Source organism: Paenibacillus sp., assembly GCF_048976745.1.
Classification (GTDB): domain Bacteria; phylum Bacillota; class Bacilli; order Paenibacillales; family Paenibacillaceae; genus Paenibacillus.
Genome location: NZ_JBHGUU010000005.1, coordinates 529,360 through 549,727, shown reverse-complemented (window position 1 = coordinate 549,727; position 20,368 = coordinate 529,360). Strand labels below are relative to the sequence as shown.

Below are 20,368 nucleotides of genomic sequence, written 5' to 3'. Positions count from 1 at the left end.
TCTGGATGTTCTTTTCACGGCAAGAGTTTACCGGAGGACGAGTCGCGGCACAGATCAGTTTTACAGCGGCATTGTTGACGGCGTGCCCGTTGGTGTGTTTATGGATTGTTTTCTATTAAATCAAGAGATTAAGAAGATTTCCTTTGAATTAGGACCTATGAAGTACGTTGTTGGAGATATTGTTAGGGTGAGAAAGGTAAAATCAGGATGTTAGAAGGATGTATATACACCAAGCTTCTGCTAACATGGTGAAATCCTAATTTTAACGGCGGAGAATGATATGAGTACAATTAAAGTAACACCAGAGCAGCTGCTGCATGTATCCAGACAGATCGAGCAGGGTAGGCAACAGTTGGAGGGTATACGTAATGACCTGACCGCACGGATCGGATTCATCCAGTCTCAGTGGGCGGGAGCAACGCAGGAACGGTTTTTCTATGATTTTCAGCAGTCACGTTCAGTACTTGATCGAGCACTGGAAAGTATGGTTAAGTCATCCCAAGATCTGTTCGCGATTGCCGAGAGATTCGACCGAGCAGATCAGGAACAGGTGAGCTTGGGAGCCATTGCTGGACAGATTGCTGCCCATACAATGATCAACCATAATACAGGTAACCCAGAAGAGCAACGACGAATGGTATATAATCCTTTGTTTGGAGTTAACATGCCTGCCAGTGAAGCGGAGGATGGGATGCCAGGGCAAAAGGAGTTTGTTAAGTATTGGGAAAATGGTGGCAGTTATGAAGAAATGAGAGCTGGACCAAAGCAACCGGAGTCTAGTGGTGGAGATATATATGATGAACAGATCAGCGCATTTAAGGAAGGTCATCATCCCGTAACTGGAGAATCCATACCGGCTTGGCAAGCAGCAGTTTCTATAGGAGGTTTACAGGCTGCTAAGCTCGTGTTGGCTTTCTCAGGAACGTATAATAAGGGTTATAAGGTTCCGAAAGAAGGATTGAAGTTTCCGAACTCTAAACATGAAGTATCACCCGGAGGTTATCCATCTAATTCTGATAACGTGATGAAGAGTTCTAACGGAGGGAGATGGGGAGCACAAGATGTGCACCAGTATACTCAATACAAACAAACTCTTCTAAAAAAAGATGTGATGTCCAATTCGGAAGTTATAATTAGAGGCGAGAATCTATGGGATGAAAAGGCTAGAAAAACGTTAACAAGCAATGGTAGTAAAATAGAGGATTGGGCAAAAATGACATCCAAACAACAATATGAGACTCCCTATGGAAAGGGAGAAGTTCACTTCTACCAAAATCAAAAAACTGGAGAGCTAAGCACTTTTGACTTGAAGTTGAAAGTATCCAAACCTAGGAAGCTTAGGGAGGACGAAGATGACTTGTTTTGGATCATTGATCTAGATGGTAACTTTAACATAACTGGAGTGAGATGATGAGAGTACAACTTAAAAATAAATCGGAGATGCAAATAGATATATCTATTGATAAAAAATATACAGTATTTGAAATAGAGTCTATTCCGTCTGGAGAGCAGTATTACAGAATTGAAAATGATGCTAATCGGATTCTTTCTTATGATGCGACACTATTTAATGTGATCTCAGACAAACTTAGTGGTGAATGGATTGTATTAAATAAGCCCAATCAATCATCTACTAGACTGCCCGAGGAAATTGCATATTTAACCTTCTGGGAAGATTTCTACAATGATGAACCTAAAGCGTTACGTGCATTCAAGCAAGTCAAATCCAGAGTATACTTAGAAGAATTAGAAGCTTCTGAGATAACAAATATTCTGGAGAGTGACAATCAAGATGAGATTCATTTTGTCCTTAATGCATTTATAAGAGCTAAATGTGGAACTTATACGAAGGAAGTAATTCGGTTTGCAAAAACAAAGCTGAGTGATGATCTTTATTCAGAAGATGATATTTTATGGACTGCATTCAAATATTTGAGTTTATTTCAAGAAGAAGATATTAACGACTTCTTTGTGTACTACCTTACCAATATAGAACTTGGAAACGATGAATTAACGGAAGTTGTCAGTAATTACTTCGCAACTTAACAGGAATGGTGGATGAACTCTCAAGTGGGAGGCATAATGTCAAAAAAGTATTTACATGAAAAGTAAAGAAGAGGTGCTTATGCCGGAACTTAAGGCATATCCCCTGGCCAATTTAGGGGTCGTACGAATGGAATAGAACAGAGATGTATAATCCGAATGGGATATATGAGAAACCTGCAGGTTTTTATTTTAGATTCTATAACGTTGATCGGCTTTACGAGCAATTAAAGCATTGTATTCAGCACTTTAAGGGCAACCTTGAGTGGACGATCTATGTAAGTCCTTTAACCAAAAATCAAAATTATGTCATTGAGCCAGCGAATGTGCATCATGCTAAACAAACTGAGGTATATCAGGTGAATTTGGAACTGGAGGAAGTGCTTCAAGATTCATATAGAGAAATCTGTGAGCAAGCGATTCAAGGCGTCCCATTGTTATGTAACCATATTGATTAATGGTTTGGGTTGGAACATAAGCAACTACATCCGCCTACAATACCGAATTAATGTGATATGAAGAATTACCTGATGTAAAAGGGGTTGTGCTGTGGAAAGTGTAGAAATCATTTTAATTGATTTTAACAAAAATAATCTGGATCGATTCATTAAGAATGATTTGAACATTCAGTTGGATCAGATCAAAAGTTCTCACTTTTATGATAACCGTAGTGAAAACGATATTGAATTTCAGCAAATAGAGAGCCTTGAAGAGATTCTTTCTCCTAAGGGAACGGGGAATATATTATTGTCCCAGCTTAACCTGGGTCATACTCTTAACGACGTGATGATTGTATTTTCATTCGATGAGGAATCTGGAGATATTGTAATTAATTTTCCTGAAGAGGAATTGTTCAGCGGAGAAAATCCAGAGACGATGTTAAAAGCTCAGAGGTTACTAGAGTATATTCTGGATATTAAGAAGAAGTATGCAATTGAGAAAGTTAGAATCGGTTATGAACCAGCTATGGATGATGACACTTGCTTGGTCGAGATTGATAAAGAAATGATGGATACGAATGCTATTGTCTCAAAACTGTTTGCTTAGAGTCCCTCTGAACCAGAATTTGATGCAGAACAATTAGACATTACGAATTACCGAACGCCCATTTCAACTCGAATACGAGTAGTCTTGGGCTATTTTTATCTCCTCATTCCACCCCAACTACTTTACAAAATCAACCCATCGCTCTCCATGGCAAGTGGTATAATGGCAAAAAGGGAGATTCTGGCGCAAAGCTGGAAAACCTCCAAAGCAGAAAGGATGTTATACCACATGCCTACATACAACAAATTGGTGCGGGACAAGATTCCGCATATTATCACATCCAGCGGTAAGGAATGTCGCACACGCATTCTGGACCCTGAGGAGTATAAACAAGAATTAAGAACGAAGCTTAGCGAAGAATCGGAAGAATACATGAGTGCAGCAAGCGATCAGGAAGCACTGGAAGAACTAGCCGACATGCTCGAAGTGATTCGGGCGCTGGCAGAGGTACATGGTGCTAATGCAGCGCAATTGGATAAGCTGCGGGCAGACAAAGCGGAGGCGCGCGGCGGATTCCAAGAACGGGTGTATCTGATTGATGTCGACGAAGCTTAACGTTAAACTCATTACAGATAACTTGGCAGACGAACTCATTTCCCGGATGCAGCATGCGTCCGGGATTTATATTATGACGTCCTTTATCATGCAGTCTGGTGTGAAGCTACTTGCGCCGCATTTAAAGCGGGCGGCGGAGCGTGGGGCAGAAGTACGAATGCTCGCGGGAGACTATCTGTATATCACGCAGCCGGAAGGACTTCGGGCGCTCTGTGAGGTCGATCCACGAATTGAAGCACGGCTGTGGCGAAGTATGGGTACTTCCTTTCACCCGAAAGCGTATCTGTTTGATCATGACAATGGTGAAGGACTACTAATTGTCGGCTCTTCGAACTTTTCCTTCACGGCGCTGAAGACGGGATATGAATGGAATCTGGCGATGAATGCGGAGGCGGAGCCATATACGTTCCAGATGGCTTTGGATAAGTTCATGCAGAGCTTCTACCACGAAACAACCTTGCCGGTGAACCCGGATTCGATTGAACTATATGAGGAAGAGTACCGTAAATATCACCAGAAGAATCCGGAGATGATCCAACGCATCACGGAGATGGAAGAAGCGGAATTTGGCACAGGTCTGCCAGAGGATAAAGAGGAAGAAACCACCGAGCTGTCGGTGGTGCTGATTCAACCGCGCTTTGCTCAGTTGGATGCCCTCGAAGCACTTCATGGCACGATGGAGGAGCAGTACGACAAGGCGATGGTCGTTATGGCGACCGGGCTTGGCAAAACGTATCTGGCGGGTTTCTTCGCCCAGCGGTTCCAGCGGGTGTTGTTTGTAGCGCACCGGGAAGAGATTCTGTTTCAGGCGAAGAGGTCTTTTCAACGGATCATGCCGGAGCGCAGTCATGGGATATATAACGGTCAGTATAAGGATGGGGCGGCGGATTGTGTGTATGCTTCGATCTTTACGCTGAGTATGCAGAAGCACCGGGATGGTTTTGCTATGGATGCATTTGATCTGATCGTGGTGGACGAATTCCATCATGCGGCGGCGAAGACGTATATGTCGGTGATTGAGCATTTTCAGCCTAAGTTCCTATTAGGCATTACGGCGACCCCGGATCGACTGGATGGCAAGGATGTGTATGCGCTCTGTGATGGAAATGTGGCGTACCAGATGCATTTTATTGAAGCGATCCGGCGAGGATGGCTGGCGCCATTTCAATATTATGGAGTATTCGACGATACGGACTATTCGCAGATTCGCTGGATCGGGACAAAGTATGATGAAGAACAGCTCGTGGCCGTTCAATTGCAAGAGGAGCATGTAGAGACGATCTATGCAGCCTGGGTTCGACACAAACAGACGAGAACGATTGGCTTTTGCTCGTCGATCCGGCAGGCGGATTATTTGGCTGCGTATTTCCGAAGTCAGGGCGTTAAGGTACTTAGTTTGCATTCGCGCACATCGGAGATGTCGCGGGAGGAAGCCATTCGGCAGCTTGATGCGGGTGAGCTGGAGGTTGTGCTGACGGTGGATCTGTTCAACGAAGGTACGGATATTCCACGTGTGGATACGCTACTGTTCGTGCGTCCAACCGAGTCGCTCACGGTGTTTACACAGCAGGTGGGGCGTGGTCTGCGGCTGGCGGAAGGCAAATCGCATTGTGTCATCATCGACCTTATTGGAAACTACCGGAATGCGGATGTGAAGCTGAGCCTTCTGGATGTGCGCGGAGACGAGGAACGAAGCGGAAAAACGATGGATTCGGCTGTGCCTGAGGTTCCGGCTAACTGTGGGATTCACCTGGAGACCCGGGTAGTGAACCTGCTTCAGGAGCTGAGCCATAAACGGCTACCGCGCCGCGAGAAGCTGCATCAGGATTTTCTGGATGTGAAGCGAGAACTGGGGCGCATACCGACGTATCTGGAGCTGCACCTGATGGGGCGTTCGAAAAGTATCGGGTATCGGAGCGAATTCGGTTCCTATGTTGGTTTTCTGTATTGGGCAGAGCTGCTGACCCCATATGAGGGAGAGATGTACGTCCGGCACGAGGCTTGGCTGCGTGATGTGGAGAAGACGGTCATGAACAAAAGCTACAAAATGATCGTGCTGCTGTACATTCTGGAGCGAGGCGAAGCCCACTGGATGGACCCGATCACGCCGGGGGAGATGGCAAGCTTTTTCCATACGTACCTCACGGAGAAGGAATACCGGAAACGGAAAGACTTTTCAGACAAGGACAAGCTGGCGCTCTGGGAATGGAACGAGAGGACGGCAACACGGATTGAGAAACTGGTAATTGATATGCCGATGTCTATGTGGAGCGGGGCAAAGGGTAGCATGACGCGATTCGAGGATGGCATGTTTTCGCTGAGTTTGCAGGTGAAGGATACGGAGGAACAGGCGCTGCTGTATCGCTGGACGAAGGAGATTTGTCTGTATCGGTTGCATGCGTACTTTGAGCGGGGTAACCCTAGTTAAACGAAAAACCAGACTACACACCGTTGTATGGTATGTAGTCTGGTTTCTATTTTCCATTTCTTGTTTTCCATAACGTATAGATACATAGGGCAACAAGTAAAAACGCAGGGATAATAACGGGTTGAACTGTATTACCTATCGGCATGGAGCTAGCAAGGGAAACCACGTAACTCATTAGTGCAATCCCAATGAATAATGCTGCATTGAAGATGAGAAATTGTTTTAAAGGTTTTTTCTGAAATTGATACATTACAAAAATGAATGCAATCACGAATAGAATGAGGAACGATGATTCTGAGATAGTTGTCCATCTTCCGGTTTGGCTTATGGAATTAACATCATCTTGGGTTAAGGTGCCCTCAGATAGCCATCGTTGAGATTGGCTTAATCGGGTATTCTCTAAAAATAGATAGATACTGTAACTTACAAGCATTAGGACAGCGTATATAAGTAAAAAGAGTGTGGGTAGCTTTTCACTTTTTGTTTTCATGTATGATCACCTCTTTACTTAATAAACTGACATTTCTATCTAAGGCTGTAATACGGAAGGATATGCGTTCATAGTATCCGTATGAGTTCCAAAATCGAGATTGACTCCTAATGGAAGATCTCCTGAACTGGTACGAAAGGACGTTGCGAAATACGGCAGGGGAGACACTTACTGTGGAGTCTACTTTTGAAACCATACTAATACTAGGAAACGTGTCTCAAAGGTCTTACCCACCCTCCACATAAACCATAATAGCTTGATACAAAAACCTCAAAAAATCCTCATCACCAAACTGATTAAAATAACCCGCATAGCGGCGATCCGTCATATAGGCTTCTGCAATACACCTCAAAATCTCAGCATCACAGCTCATAAACTGCTCCAGACAACTTTTCCATTCACGCACTAATGCTTGCACCTCACCAGAATCAGGAGATAGATCCTGATGCTTCGCCAACTCCCGAAATACCTGCTCCATATTAACCGAAAACTGCTGGTAGGCTTTTTCTTGCTCTTCCGCAGACAGCTCGCTCACATTTGCTTCGAATTCCTGATATTTCTCGGTATTTCCGTAGATGAACTTTGCCTCGGATTCGTATTGCTCTTGAATGGACAGAATGGAAGAATCATCAAACAGATGAAGATGAGAGATATCTCTCCCCTCCACATACTCGTCCAACTGGTCGATGATGGTTTCGAGCTTTTGTTTGCGTTGAACGAGTGTACTGCGATGCTCTCTTAGGATATCCTTCTGTTCTTCTTTGGAGAGCTGCATCATGGCGGCAATGTCTTTTAATGAGAAATTCATTTCTTTGAACAACAGAATCATTTGCAGATTGCCCAGTGCCTCTTGATCGTAATACCTATAGCCATTGTCCTCGACTTTGCTCGGTTTTAATAGATCTGTTTTATCGTAATAATGTAATGCGCGTTTGGTGATGCCAGTAATCTGGATGATATCTTTAACGGTGAAATAGGGTGTCTTCATTCCAAAATTCCTTTGTTTCAGCAAGGATAACACTTGCCGGAGTGATGGTTGCTTCGGTGATCGGTGTACCTGTTTTGGTCAGATAATATTGGATTAGGTGATAACCGCAGGCATAGCCAGCCGCATAGGGCATACCTACGGGCGTGAAATTTTGCTGTGTGGCAAGTTCATCGCCGTATAGATACGGATTAATCTGGTCAAAACCGGTGACATGCAACTGGTCTTTCATCTTCGGTTTGATAACATTGTTCAAAGTCTCCATATCCGTTTTGGCTACCCAAGGGCCTAGCAACTCTTCTCCATACAGGGATGTCGCAAAGCTCTCAGCCAGCCCCTCGCTAACAACCATCTCGCCAAGCGTAATCTGTGGATTCCACTGGATATATTGGTACCTCACATTATGATTGCATTCATGGGCTAACACGGATTGCATACGAGGTAGAGTATATATATTTGGAATCAGGTTCGCAATAATATAACCCGGAATTCCACCGTCTCCGCTGATACCTTCGTTCATGGTCAGTGAAGGGCTATTCTTATCGCCCAATAAAATGGTATATAGATATTCGGAAACGGATAGCTCAATTCCGTGCTCTATAAAGGTGGATAGACTCGTATGAACAGCTTCATGACACTGTTGCCAAAATGCTTCAGACGAAATCGCTGCTAACGATTCGTTAATCTCAGGTGTGATATCTGCGGGAGCGATATTCAACAAGTTATTCATCATAATCACGTCGAAGCCGTGAGGCTCATGAGAACGAAACGGGATCTGTTGAATGTTCCATTTGTTCATAAAAGGACTCATCATACGCTCACGGTATAACTCCAATTTCTCATCGGGTGCAGCCTGAATGATCTCTTCATAGATTAGATCTGAACGCAACGCGGTAATCTTCATCCTTGATCTCTCCTTCTTATTCGCTTGAGACCATTATCAAGGTTGACCTAACGTAACAGTCAAGCGTTGATGTTACGCTGCTGGCTCTCAGAATGATTCTTCATCTTCATGGTAAATACCAGACCAGACAGGATATAGATCAAGCTTAGCAAGAGATAAGGGATTTGCAGCGAGAATACGCGATCGAACGCCGTTTCACTAACCCGCACCAATAATCCGCCGAGAAGCGTACCAATGGCACTAATGCCAAAGGATAGAAAGCGAAACACACTTCCGACCCGGCCAAGCATCTCATTAGGAACGGAACGTTGCAGGATGGAAGAACGGGTAACATTGTAGACAATGATGAAAAATGCAGCACAGAAGTATAGACTGCCTACCAAGTACGCATTAGTTGTAAGACCCACCACACCGTAGATAATTCCCATGCACTGAATGGAGGAGATAATTAATTGTTTTGTACTCCATTTCTTGCGCATAAATGCAACAGCCTGGCTCCCTACAATGCTGCCGATCGTTGCGATGGAGATGAGGATACCGAATGCAAAAGCATCCAACTGAAGCACGTCTCGTACAAAGAAGATCTGAGTTGCCAGGATGATGGAATACATCAGCGTAATGGTGACAGACAGAATGGCTAATCCGCGGAGAAAACGATCATGATAGACATATTGAATACCGGACCACATCTCGCGTTTCCAATTCTTCATCGGGCGAACTTGCTTCTTGGTCGTTTCGGTATCTCCTGGGTAGAAGTTTCCCTTCAAACTGATCAAAAAGAGCAGAGCAATAACAGCCGTTACCGCGTCTATGGCAAAAGGAAAAACAATATGCAGGGTTATGATGAATCCTCCCAGAGCAACGCCCAGAATATCACTTGTGATTAACTGTCCGGCGGTGAACTGCCCATTGGCTTTTTCCAACTTGCTCTCATCTACGAGTTGAGGGATGACCGTCTGCACCGTACTGTCGAATACGACCCGGCTAAGCCCAATCCCGAACATGAACAGAGCCAGAACCGGAATGCTCACCCATCCTCCCCAGATACATAACGTCAGAGCAAGCAGAAGGATCATTCGCGTAAATCCAGCCCCAATCAGCATATGTTTGCGTGAGTACCGGTCGATGAGAACACCTACAGGCAGACTGAAGAGAAGCCAGGGTAGACGAAGTGCCGTCATGGTGACAGAGGCATACAGCGTATCGCTTGTAAGTGTTGATATGAGCCAAGGAACCGCAGCAAGCGTAAGTCCATCACCCAAAAAGGTAAGCGAAAATGCACCGAATAACTTGGTATAGTTCAACTTAATTTTCATCGTTCCCTCCACCAATAAGATGTAAAGCATAGCTATAATAAGATTGGGAAATAATGTGTTTTCACTTAAACTAAATTTAAGTTATTACAAAATGGTTTTCAATCCTATTTTTACAATAAATAACTTCACAAAACGCTTACAAACTTTCAATTCTACCCTACCTTTTCCGCAGTGAAGCTGAGATAATGGGAGAGGAATAAGGTATGAAATCGACGCAACAACCATGTTCACCAACAGCCCAAAAATAAAAGCTGCATATCCATAGGAGGATTATTAATGACCACACAACCATTGAATCTGATCCAATCCACGGAGGGCCAAGCGTTGCTTGCCCAAATGTATGGACAATCACAAGTAGCGGAACAGACTGCACGTTACACGAAGTTGAACGCCACGTTCCAAGAGTACTTTGGCGCACAGGAAGGAAGCAAGCTGTTCAGCGCGTCAGGACGCAGTGAGATTGGCGGCAATCACACGGATCATAACCATGGCAAAGTGCTTGCGGGCAGCATTACGCTGGATACGATTGCAGTGGCAGCACCAACGGCAGAGTCGGTTATTACGTTTTACTCAGAAGGCTATGACAAGAAATATGTAATCGATCTCACGGACCTCACGCCTAATACGGAAGACGATGGCACATCAGCATTGATTCGCGGTATGGCTGCGGGATTTGGAGAATTCGGATATAAGGTAGGCGGCTTCCAGGCGTACCTCTCAAGTAACGTGTTCTCGGCATCTGGGGTGAGTTCCTCAGCGTCATTCGAGATGTTGATCTGTACGATTTTGAATCATTTCTATAATGATGGAGCAATGGATGTTGTCACTTTGGCCAAAATCGGTCAGTATGCAGAGAACCATTATTGGAATAAACCTTCCGGTCTGCTGGATCAGATGGCTTGTGCGTACGGCGGACTCATTGCCATTGATTTTGAAAATCCTGCACAGCCGGTTATCGAGCCTGTTCAATGGGATTTCCAACATAACGGTTACTCATTGGTCATTGTAAATACGGGCGGCAATCACGCCGATCTAACGGAAGATTACGCGGCTGTGCCCAATGAGATGAGAGCGGTTGCCCAGGCGCTGGGCAGTGAGTATGTTCGGGAAATTACAGCAGACGCCATCTACGCCAACCTCAAGAAGGTTCGTGAAGCGGCTGGGGATCGTGCCGTGCTGCGCGCGCTTCATTTCCTGGAGGAAAACAATCGTGTCGATGGTGAGGTTCAGGCGTTGCGTGATGGACGTTTTGCTGATTTCCTAAAACTGATTACCGCATCCGGTAACTCGTCATGGAAGTGGCTGCAGAACGTGTATCAGAGTGGTGCTGTGAAGGAGCAAGAGATTGGCATCGCGCTGGCACTCACCGAGAATTATCTGCAAAACCTGGGTGATGGCGCTTGTCGTATTCATGGTGGCGGATTCGCAGGGGTCATTCTGACAATCCTTCCGAACGAAAAAGTAGAAGAGTATATGTCCTGGATGCACGACATGCTGGATACGCCGATTATTGTCGTTAATGTGCGTGCGCAGGGTGCGGTATGCCTGAATGCATTAATTGCCTAATGCTAGCTAAACAGTACTCAAATAAATAGTTCTAGTTATAATTCTACGAAGTCCGGGGCATGTCCGGGCTTTTTGGGTTGTTCATTTTATGAAAAAAATTCAAACTTTGAAGGTCTGTAGTGTGTTAATTATGTAGTGTAGTAGCTTAGTTAGGTAGGTAGTGACCTGTGGAATACAGAATTATTGATGATGGTTTGATTAGGTGAGAGGTTGTATCTCAATAATGTTCTCATGGGAGGAAGGATCAGATGATTACATCTACAGTGGCTGGTCAGGAAGAGGCTCAATTATACGAGGAGTTGCGGCGTTCGATCGAAGAATTCGAAGAGGGTGAGCAGCGGCAAATAGTTCTGAGTCGGATGATCAGACAGCTCAGGTTCGCCAAGTGGCGCAAAGAACGGATGAGCAAAGTTGATGCATACTGCCAAAGCATAAAGCCTGCAACACTTTGGATTATCTTAACCACAGGTGCTCTTGTGCCCGTCTTGTTATTTACGATGTTCATCTGGATATCTCTATGGGTAGAGTAGCAGGCAACTAGAGGGATAAGGAGAGATCAAGTCCGTATGTTGTTTATTGTGTTTTTAATTGCGCTCGTATTTGGTGCTTTGTTGATTTTTCGAATGGATGAGGATAGAAGGTTAAAAGCCGGAGCGCTGACCGTGGTCGTGTTCAGTATTCTGTTGTGTATGCTACTCATATTCCAAATGGGTAGTTACGGAGGAGATTCTTTTAGCTATTTGGGCTTTTTTAATATGTCGTATGGAGCGGCCAACGTATGGGTTCACATCTTTATTGTGACGACGCTAGTGGCGTTACTGACGTATCTGGGTGCGGGTGAGTAGCAGAGGAGTGAGGTTAGACAGTGAGGGGAGTTGGTCAGGCTTACTCGTCACTGTCTAACCTTTTGCATGTAAAGAAGTGTAACTAATCTCACAAAAGGGCCTTGCCTTTTTTACAAGGATGAGTCACTTGGGTAAACAGTATCGGTACCGTTTAGTGTAAATCAGGGAGTATTCTTGTTCAAAGATTGTACGTTTCCCTGAATGTACTGGTGGTAATCGCGGAAGCTGCTGATGTGATGCAAGGAATCGGAATTCTCGGATTGAATCTTAATCTTGCCATCCTGCGGTAATTTCTTCATCTCGGCAATGACCGATTTGGAACCTTGAATATCACCTGACATGTCCTGAATTCGCTGTAATAAAGCGGGATGTCCTTCATGCTGGAGCATTTCGGCGAGTGGTCTCATCTCCTCCAGCTTTTGGCTCGACCGTTCAAGCATGGTCATTACTTTGTCTCCATCTGTACTTGCACTAAGCGAAACCATCCGGTGGATATGATCTTTCTCCATACGCTCAAGCGCCTCAAGATGGGAAGCTTCCAGTCGTTTGGGATCACTCCAACTCTCCGTACGAACGGTGTCATTCTGTTGCGGGGAAGCATTATTCACAGTGCCATTGCCACAGCCCCATAACAGAGTTGAGCAGGTTAACACGGCTCCAACGGCGATGATACTTTTTAACCTCATACTGTCACTCCTTCAATAATTTCCTGAAGGTAGTATGAGCAATAATATCCAAAATGATGCTTATTCTCTTCATTTCTCTGCCATAATTAAGCACATCACTGGTTTATCTGGTCAAAACGGCCTAGATGGATTGAATATTATTTAGCTATTCGAACTGAAATTACAGACTTTCTGCTTATTTTTGTAGGATCTGTTTTCGGGTATACAGATATTGATTTATAATGATTGGATATATACAGGTAAATTGTTACAAATAAACTACGGCTAACAACTGAAAAAAAAGAGACCTGGACGTTTTATCCAGGCCATTCCTAATGAAATATGAAATTTGGTGTATCACTTTGCAGTTTTTTCTCAGGAAGAAGGTACTTCCTTTTTCGGGTTTCGACTATCGATAAACCAACCTGGTCCTTCTACACTGATAACCTCCTGTGAGTCGTAGTTATAGGAAACGGTGATACGTTCATCCTCATGTCCCGTTATATGACCGTATAGATATAGACGTGAATGAATGGAAGGATCATCAATATCGTGACTCGTTACAATAAAGTCCGCATTATAGTATTTCTTTATGTACTCCACACTTATTGGTGTAGCTGTTTCAACAATACTTTGCTTATCTGAGGTAGACATACTTGAACATCCTCCTAATAAGAATAGAAAAATAAGTAAGGTCAGAGCTGCAGGTTTTATTCGCATAAGCGTTAATTCTCCTTTTATGGAAATAAACTCTAAGCACACTTTAATACAAATTAATGTAATAGACAAGGTGGGGTATCATGACATACATAAATGATAAGACCTATTGGACCATTGCTGATGAGGTGTACAAACGAGATTTACCATCATCCGGATATAAAAACGAAAATCTTCCAGGTTGGACAATAGTTGAACCGAAGGGGGCCATGCTTCACGATACAAATGGTTCAGGATTTGATGCTACAGTGTTTTACAATGAGGATAATAATCAAGTTATTATTGGTTATCGGGGAACTGAACCCCCTGATCGTCCCAAATGGAGTGTACTAACAGATTGGGAGACTGATTTAAATGATGTTGTGGGTAACCGAACCAAGAATTTGGAGGAAACTCACAATTATATGGAGCAGTATAAGGAAGAGATTGCGGCGCTACCTCTGCATCAACAAATGCCTTTTATTGAAGCTGAATCTAGGTATCAGAATAATCAATTTATTCAGGCACTGAACCTCTTTGATAAAGTAAAGGAGGAATACCCGGAAGCTGATATTTCAACCACTGGACACTCGTTGGGAGGTGCTCAGGCCGAATATGTCGCGATTCGTAATGGAGTATCGTCAGCGAGTTATAATCCGCCAAGTATTGTACATTTACTTCCTGATGATTTGCAAGAAAAGGTTCGGAACGGAGATTATCTGAAAACGAATGTGGCCTATGTCCATCCAGGGGATTCTGTGGGTTCTGGTGTGAAGAATGCCGAGCAGCATGTCGGTGCTACTTATTATATCAATTCGACTTTTGAAGATGCTAATCGATATGAGACAATCCCCATGTTCTTACCGATACCTCGCGAGACGTGGTGGGAACAAAGATTGTTCGGTAACAAGTGGTCGTTTGAATTTATTCGTGTCCCGTCTATATCCGGAGAACAGAGTGTATTATCCAAGTTTTTGGATTCCATGCTAGTCGGTCAGAGAACACATAGTATGGATCATTTTACATTCGATGAGAAAGGGAACATAAGTAATACATTGTATACGATAGATGGACAACGTGTGGATGGTCAGCCTAGAGTAGAGAATTATTCAGAGATGATGAAGGCAAGAGAAGAGTTTAAGGAAGCGATGAATATGCTGGTTGAGAAGCATGGTTCAGCTATGGGAGGATTCGGCCAACTTGCGGCAACAGTATTAGGAATCAGTACAGTCGCTATGAATAGACAGAACTCAGCGTACTATGTTGGCGACCAACATGGGAGCACTATTCAACTAACACCTGAGGAGCTTGGACATGCTTCCAGACAGATGCGAGAAAGTCTGCATGGCTTTGCCAATGATGCCCGCTCTTCAATCCAGATGTTCCAAGCACATATATCAACAAGTGAGAGTCAGTCCTTTACACCCATTGCCTATGATGCTACAGCAACGTTGGAGCGGATCAATCGGTGGTACCAAGAATCCATTACAGAGATCGCAGATTATATCGAACGGAAAAGACAGGATTTTGTTCTGGCAGATCGATCATAGTTTAGCTGCAATGAACTACAGGAGGTGTACATATGGGGAGAATATCTGTCTCTCTGTCAGATTTGAGAAGAGCGATCCAGCAGTGTGAACAGTTACAGCAACGCTTGATTCAACAGGAGCAGCAGATGCGAAACATATATGGAAGACTGCAAGATTGGAAGGGAGAATCTGCTGTACAGTTGTCTGCAAAAATGTCAGCGTTTCTTGAAGGAACTACATCCAAACTAGCAGAGCTAGAAGCACACAAAGAACAATTAAACCAATATATAAGGAAGATGGAAGAGGCCGACCGCGAAGATCGACGCAAAGCTCGGAACCCTTAGTAATCGTCCTTATTTTCCGAGCTGGGAGGAATAATGTTTATCTATAACAATTTGGTCTGGCGCTGGACCATCAATCTTCTGTATCCCGCCATTATCTTTGTCTTTCAGAGCTGGGGCCCGATATTGAATTCTTGGACAGGTCCTATTTTGTTCGTCGCGGTGTTCTGCTTTCTATGGAGCGATGTAAAAGACATGTTCCTCTCGACGGGATTGACATGGTTTATTGCCATCCCGTGCTGGTGGTATTGGATTGAACGTCCGAAACCATCGTTCGGTGCAGAGAATTTTGCTGCACATCTATGGTTAATTGTACTGATGTATATTGTCTTTGTGCTCATTCCTCAGACCTTAATCCTGACTACTCGGTTACGGGTCATGCATTATTATAAGAAGTGAATGTTAGTTGAGCGTAGGCCGGCCGTTGCCGTTATTTTATAAATTGATCGTAGTAAAGAAGGTGTACAAAGAGGTATGCGTATGACTCGTAATTGGAAAAGGAGAACGTACGTGAAGTTCTTTGTATTGCTCGCTGGAATGCTGTTTTTGATACGTTCTTGTGGTCCGCAAGACATCGACACAATCTTAAGCGAAAAAGGCATTCCCCCAGAACAGGTAAAGCTAGTTACAACGATTGAACCGCGAACACAATTGGTTTTATATCAAGATCTCACTACGAATAACCTGACTCCTGCTTTGATCCAGCAAAAGTTGTGGTTCTCCGAACTAGACAAATTAGGCGGTGGTCTGCATGATAATCCGGCCGAGCCGCTTTCTTCTCATATATCAGGATACGAGAAGTCTAAAGGCAAAATGATCTATATTATATACGGTTATCTCCATAATGCTGATATTACCCAGGTAAATATTCGTTACGAACCAGATCCGGCATCTGCACAAGTGGAAGCCGAGATCGTTGAATCTTCTTCTGATCAATCCAGCGGTAGGTTGTGGTATGCGGTAATCCAGCAGCCGATTCACGAGATGATATGGGACATAAAAGGATTAAATGACGAAGGTCACATGATATACTCATCTCTCCATAGTGAAGATTAGGAAGTAGGCTGGCTGATGGAATGGAAACTTCGCAGTCATAGATCCGCATAATCCGAACTGCAAACGAATGATATCCATATAAACAAACACCCCTTATCCGTCGTACCAGACGGGCAAGGGGCTTCGTTTTTTTTGCTATACTTTCCTTTTATATTTCCCTGTATATGGGATCGTAAGGTGTATATTGAGTTCTTCGATAGAATCCTCGGATAGAATTAATTTTTCTCCGTCACCAGATAACTTGTGCCACAATTTCGGGTCTTTGCGGTACAGTTTTTCTTGCAGGCCGAATACATCAACTCCTCGTTCCAAGCCATGGCGATACGTTTCCATAATCTGTTCTTTTAGTTTATCTTCACTTACCCGGGTCATTTCATCGTATGGCATGGGAACCAGATATTCATACAATGCTGTTAGATATTTGGCATCAATAGAGAATGTGACGTGATCTCCGTGAATGATTGGTTTAATTTTAATGGTAGGTAGACCAACACTGAGGGCTCCATAGATGACATTGTCCTTCTGGATCAGCAAGGGTGCTCGGCGCATGCCTTTGACCAGCCAGTGGTAACCCGGTAGATCATTGCGTGACAAGAACTCAAAATTCTTTCCCGTCCTCTCGAAAAAGGCTCCTTCAATCAGGAACAAATCATGTTCTTTTTTATTTTGTAGCCAGAGTTCCTTATTCAAAGAAATGACTGGTAGATACGTTGTAGTTGCGGGATCATTGTGCGTTGCAATCAATTCGAAGCTGAGTACGGGTGCAAATAAAGAATTTTCCATGTAACTGGGCAAAGGATTGTGGAGGATGCTGTCCAGCGGTGAAAGATTGTAAATGGATGCTGTACTCAAAATATCCAGTAAAGGTTCACGTGTACCATATACCCAGGTGGTATAACGGGCCTCGGGGAAGCGACCCAACATGTCAAACACATCTTTGATGTGTTTGTTATTCAACACACCCTCTGCAAGTACAATCGCGGTCACATGTCCCCAGGCGATGTGTAATTGCGAGGCCCGCCATAACTCATTCATCGCGAGACTCATCGTTTTTCCTTCCGCATGACCTACCCAGATCGGAGGAGGTTCCGCAGTTTTACTGGAGCTCTCACTTTTGGCTATACTCGAAAAATCCAGTGTCTGTACATAAATGTGATACATGCCGTCTTTAAAATCGACACCGATCGCCTTGGCATAGTCTACTTGCTGAATTTCATACGCACTCCAGCATCCGGTCGTCATGATCGTGAGAGAGAGACTTAACCACCCAAGTATACAGCGACGTAAAAGAGTGTTCATCGTCCTTTCCCTTCCTTGCGCGGTTTCTGCGTCTCCAGATAGACAGGTCTGCGTTTGCCAATGCCCGTGGGCATTTTGAACAAAGATGAGATGGCTTGTCTGAAATTCAGTGGAGTCAAAGGTGTGAGATACGGGATACCAAATGACTTAAGATCCGTGAGGTAGATGAGAAACAGAATCATCGACAAAATGAACCCATAGATGCCCAGTGTTACGCCCAGGACAAAACATAAAAAACGCAAAATCAGGATGGAACTTGTCATGACTTGATTGACAATGGTTGCTCCAGCTACCACGGTTACAGCAATAACAACAATCATCAGCGGAGAGACCATACCGGCGCGGATGGCCGAGTCCCCAATAATCAGACCGCCCACGACCGTTAAAGTCTGACCGATAGCGCTTGGCAAACGAACCCCGGCTTCCCGGAACAATTCCATCAGCAACATGATTAGAAACATTTCTATGCCAGATTCCATAGGCAAACCCATCCGTCCAACAGATATCGTTGCTACGAGTGGAAAAGGGATCTGATCCATATGAAAAGAAGTTAACGCAATATAAAATCCGGGCAAAAATATGGTGACCAACAGACCGATAAATCTCAACATGCGACCTACATTAACAGGTAAAAAAGGAAAGCTGGCATCCTCTGGTGATTTGAGCAACAGAAACAGATTAACGGGTCCAATAATTGCACTGGGATTACCATCCACAATAAGAACGAAGCGGCCATTAAGCAGACATTCTGCTGCGAAGTCTGGCCGTCCGGTATAATGTGTTAATGGAAATAAGGTGATTTTGGCAGGTGATAACAACTCCTCAAGTTCATTGGCCGTCATGATACGCTCTGTTTGGATGGTACGAAGACGATGTTTGACATCGTCTATTAAATCCGGGTTGGCGATGTTCTTGATATACATCAAGGCTACCTTGGTGGCCGACCGTGAGCCAATAAGTTCGATATTGCAGGCTAATTGATTGGTACGCAGTCTGGTACGAATCAAAGCGACATTCACTGCAAGAGGTTCGATAAAACCGTCTCTCGCTCCGCGGATGGATACTTCTGTTGTGGATTCTTCAGGTGTCCTTGTAGGTATGTTGGAAATGTCAAGGCTCCACATGGTTTGAAGTGAGGGGAGGCAGATGAGAATATGTCCTTCAAATACACGTAGGGACATGAGTTCTGTCCCATACGCCGGATCATTCAGATCAAGGGTGCTCCACTGGAGACTGATATTTTTATCGATGTCAGAAATGCGCAGAAAATGAGTTGATTCATAGGTCCTTTTCAAATCTGGCAGAATGATATCATAGATGGCTTGAGTATCGACCATACCGCTGCAATAACACATAATCAGCTTCATTTGCGAATCGCCAAATATATGTCTATCGATGATGACATCATCAGACCCGGCAAAAAAGGTTGTCAGATTGTGTTCGGTCATATGGAATGGTGTATTCTGTTCAGGTTTTGTTGGTGTTGTTTTGGGTGGATTCGACATATGAAGTAACCTCCTTGTCCTTTTTGTGAATGAGAGCGGCCAGCGTTAACAGGACAGTAACGATTGCCACATAACCCAGCATGACGGGAAACTGTATATGGTCCACATAATAATCTACATAATCAATGCGCCACCACTGGATGGCAAAAGCGCACATAATGAATGAAATGCAAAGAATACCCACATATCGCTTCTTAGGTTTGCGGATATCCAGCAGGTCCACGATCAGGTAGATCGAGATGGCTACTCGGGCGAATGAACCGCTCAGCCATTGGTAAATGGAGAGAAAATCCACGTGCTGAAACAACTTGCCGATATTCACAAGTTTCCATTGTTCATAGGGACTGTTTCGCTGTTTGGCAGCCTCTTCCGGGCCAAATTCCACAATGGCTCCCATGGTAGGTCCAATGGCCATACTGATCATGAAAATTCCAAGTAACAGGATATGCCACCAGCGAAGCTTACTTTTGATCTCATGCTGGAACAGCATTAGAATCCAAATCTCCATTAGTCCGGCAAGAGAATAGATCATACCCCGCATAATCGGAGCGAAGCCGTGTTCCATCATGGGGAATAACTGACCATAATCTTTATATTTCATATTGGCAGACATGACGAAGTACCCGAGCAGAATAACCAGTGGCAGGAGGATACTTGAAGTCATGGCAATGGAGCGGATTCCTTTAGCTGCTGACCATGCTGCAACAAGTACACCGACTCCGGCTAACACATAGGTGGGTGTGAACGGCAGATAGGTGGATACCGTCCAGTTCGTTGTTTCATATAAAGTATGTGTCCCTAACGCAAGCAGTAAAATTGCAGCGGTTATGCGAAAAATCCACGATGGAATAATGCCAAACTCTCGGGTGATCCAATCGGTTAACCGCTGTCCACGCACGCGCCGAATGATAATAAACATCATGCATAGAAACAACATGAAGAGCGGTGCAGCTGCAATAACAGACAACCAGCCGTCCCGACCAGCCTCTTCAAGAATCGCGGGAATGGACAAGACATGGCAGACCAGTCCGGCACTTAATAAAATGATGGAAAAGGATAACCAGATCGTAATTTGGCCTTTTTCCTGGCTCATGACAT

At 44.2% G+C, this 20,368-nt stretch carries 22 protein-coding genes; 13 read left to right on the top strand and 9 right to left on the bottom strand.

The features are described 5' to 3' along the window. The first annotated feature begins 280 nt into the window (after positions 1 to 280). The 6 genes from ACE3K2_RS06220 (at position 281) to ACE3K2_RS06195 (ending at position 6,073) form a co-directional block, all read left to right on the top strand. A complete protein-coding gene (locus ACE3K2_RS06220) occupies positions 281 to 1,411 on the top strand; it encodes a WXG100 family type VII secretion target (RefSeq protein WP_421888029.1) in 1,131 nt (376 codons plus the stop codon). Next, entirely contained in the window at positions 1,408 to 2,046 is a 639-nt protein-coding gene (locus tag ACE3K2_RS06215; protein WP_421888027.1) for a hypothetical protein, read from the top strand. Before ACE3K2_RS06220 ends, ACE3K2_RS06215 begins: the two co-directional genes overlap by 4 nt. Before the next feature lie 143 nt (positions 2,047 to 2,189). Beyond that, entirely contained in the window at positions 2,190 to 2,501 is a 312-nt protein-coding gene (locus tag ACE3K2_RS06210; RefSeq protein ID WP_421888024.1) for a hypothetical protein, read from the top strand. A gap of 91 nt (positions 2,502 to 2,592) precedes the next feature. After that, a complete protein-coding gene (locus tag ACE3K2_RS06205) occupies positions 2,593 to 3,090 on the top strand; it encodes a hypothetical protein (protein ID WP_421888021.1) in 498 nt (165 codons plus the stop codon). A gap of 228 nt (positions 3,091 to 3,318) precedes the next feature. Continuing rightward, complete coding sequence (locus ACE3K2_RS06200; RefSeq protein ID WP_421888018.1) at positions 3,319 to 3,645, top strand: phosphoribosyl-ATP pyrophosphohydrolase; 327 nt, start codon at positions 3,319 to 3,321, stop codon at positions 3,643 to 3,645. Further along, positions 3,629 to 6,073 carry a DEAD/DEAH box helicase family protein gene (locus ACE3K2_RS06195; RefSeq protein ID WP_421888015.1) on the top strand — a complete coding sequence of 815 codons (2,445 nt, stop codon included), beginning with the start codon at positions 3,629 to 3,631 and terminating at the stop codon, positions 6,071 to 6,073. Before ACE3K2_RS06200 ends, ACE3K2_RS06195 begins: the two co-directional genes overlap by 17 nt. A 46-nt stretch (positions 6,074 to 6,119) precedes the next feature. Here ACE3K2_RS06195 and ACE3K2_RS06190 read toward each other — a convergent pair whose 3' ends face one another. From ACE3K2_RS06190 to ACE3K2_RS06175, 4 genes are all read right to left on the bottom strand, one after another. Further along, a complete protein-coding gene (locus ACE3K2_RS06190) occupies positions 6,120 to 6,563 on the bottom strand; it encodes a hypothetical protein (protein WP_421888012.1) in 444 nt (147 codons plus the stop codon). A 226-nt stretch (positions 6,564 to 6,789) separates the two neighbouring features. Next, positions 6,790 to 7,551, bottom strand: coding sequence for a MerR family transcriptional regulator (locus ACE3K2_RS06185; RefSeq protein ID WP_421888009.1), 762 nt, complete (start codon positions 7,549 to 7,551; stop codon positions 6,790 to 6,792). Continuing rightward, entirely contained in the window at positions 7,526 to 8,452 is a 927-nt protein-coding gene (locus ACE3K2_RS06180; RefSeq protein ID WP_421888006.1) for a DUF2268 domain-containing protein, read from the bottom strand. Before ACE3K2_RS06180 ends, ACE3K2_RS06185 begins: the two co-directional genes overlap by 26 nt. Positions 8,453 to 8,511: 59 nt before the next feature. Beyond that, positions 8,512 to 9,768 (bottom strand): MFS transporter, encoded by a 1,257-nt coding sequence (locus tag ACE3K2_RS06175; RefSeq protein ID WP_421888004.1) that lies wholly within the window; start codon positions 9,766 to 9,768, stop codon positions 8,512 to 8,514. Between the two features lie 276 nt (positions 9,769 to 10,044). Here ACE3K2_RS06175 and ACE3K2_RS06170 point away from each other — a divergent pair, with 276 nt between their 5' ends. The 3 genes from ACE3K2_RS06170 (at position 10,045) to ACE3K2_RS06160 (ending at position 12,179) form a co-directional block, all read left to right on the top strand. Further along, on the top strand, positions 10,045 to 11,334 hold the full coding sequence (locus ACE3K2_RS06170; protein WP_421888002.1) for a galactokinase: 1,290 nt from the start codon (positions 10,045 to 10,047) through the stop codon (positions 11,332 to 11,334). 248 nt (positions 11,335 to 11,582) lie between these two features. Further along, positions 11,583 to 11,864, top strand: coding sequence for a hypothetical protein (locus ACE3K2_RS06165; RefSeq protein WP_421887999.1), 282 nt, complete (start codon positions 11,583 to 11,585; stop codon positions 11,862 to 11,864). A 36-nt stretch (positions 11,865 to 11,900) separates the two neighbouring features. Continuing rightward, positions 11,901 to 12,179 carry a hypothetical protein gene (locus tag ACE3K2_RS06160; protein WP_421887997.1) on the top strand — a complete coding sequence of 93 codons (279 nt, stop codon included), beginning with the start codon at positions 11,901 to 11,903 and terminating at the stop codon, positions 12,177 to 12,179. Positions 12,180 to 12,340: 161 nt separating this feature from the next. Here ACE3K2_RS06160 and ACE3K2_RS06155 read toward each other — a convergent pair whose 3' ends face one another. Both ACE3K2_RS06155 and ACE3K2_RS06150 read right to left on the bottom strand, forming a co-directional pair. After that, positions 12,341 to 12,865 carry a hypothetical protein gene (locus ACE3K2_RS06155; protein ID WP_421887994.1) on the bottom strand — a complete coding sequence of 175 codons (525 nt, stop codon included), beginning with the start codon at positions 12,863 to 12,865 and terminating at the stop codon, positions 12,341 to 12,343. A gap of 354 nt (positions 12,866 to 13,219) precedes the next feature. Beyond that, positions 13,220 to 13,498 (bottom strand): hypothetical protein, encoded by a 279-nt coding sequence (locus ACE3K2_RS06150; RefSeq protein ID WP_338591354.1) that lies wholly within the window; start codon positions 13,496 to 13,498, stop codon positions 13,220 to 13,222. A 146-nt stretch (positions 13,499 to 13,644) separates the two neighbouring features. Here ACE3K2_RS06150 and ACE3K2_RS06145 point away from each other — a divergent pair, with 146 nt between their 5' ends. From ACE3K2_RS06145 to ACE3K2_RS06130, 4 genes are all read left to right on the top strand, one after another. Then, entirely contained in the window at positions 13,645 to 15,090 is a 1,446-nt protein-coding gene (locus ACE3K2_RS06145) for a lipase family protein (RefSeq protein ID WP_421887990.1), read from the top strand. A gap of 32 nt (positions 15,091 to 15,122) precedes the next feature. After that, complete coding sequence (locus ACE3K2_RS06140; RefSeq protein ID WP_421887988.1) at positions 15,123 to 15,413, top strand: hypothetical protein; 291 nt, start codon at positions 15,123 to 15,125, stop codon at positions 15,411 to 15,413. Between the two features lie 33 nt (positions 15,414 to 15,446). Further along, a complete protein-coding gene (locus ACE3K2_RS06135) occupies positions 15,447 to 15,809 on the top strand; it encodes a hypothetical protein (RefSeq protein ID WP_421887985.1) in 363 nt (120 codons plus the stop codon). A gap of 81 nt (positions 15,810 to 15,890) precedes the next feature. Then, a complete protein-coding gene (locus ACE3K2_RS06130; protein ID WP_421887982.1) occupies positions 15,891 to 16,466 on the top strand; it encodes a hypothetical protein in 576 nt (191 codons plus the stop codon). Between the two features lie 135 nt (positions 16,467 to 16,601). Here ACE3K2_RS06130 and ACE3K2_RS06125 read toward each other — a convergent pair whose 3' ends face one another. Genes ACE3K2_RS06125 through ACE3K2_RS06115 form a run of 3 tightly spaced genes read right to left on the bottom strand, consistent with a single transcriptional unit; the run spans position 16,602 to position 20,363 of the window. After that, positions 16,602 to 17,765, bottom strand: a complete 1,164-nt coding sequence (locus ACE3K2_RS06125) for a Ger(x)C family spore germination protein (RefSeq protein WP_421887978.1) — start codon at positions 17,763 to 17,765, stop codon at positions 16,602 to 16,604. Continuing rightward, the gene (locus ACE3K2_RS06120; protein WP_421887974.1) at positions 17,762 to 19,270 is read right to left on the bottom strand and encodes a spore germination protein; all 1,509 of its coding nucleotides are present in this window, start codon (positions 19,268 to 19,270) and stop codon (positions 17,762 to 17,764) included. The genes ACE3K2_RS06125 and ACE3K2_RS06120 overlap by 4 nt, the downstream gene beginning before the upstream one ends. After that, entirely contained in the window at positions 19,233 to 20,363 is a 1,131-nt protein-coding gene (locus ACE3K2_RS06115; RefSeq protein ID WP_421887971.1) for a GerAB/ArcD/ProY family transporter, read from the bottom strand. Before ACE3K2_RS06115 ends, ACE3K2_RS06120 begins: the two co-directional genes overlap by 38 nt. Between the last annotated feature and the right edge of the window lie 5 nt (positions 20,364 to 20,368).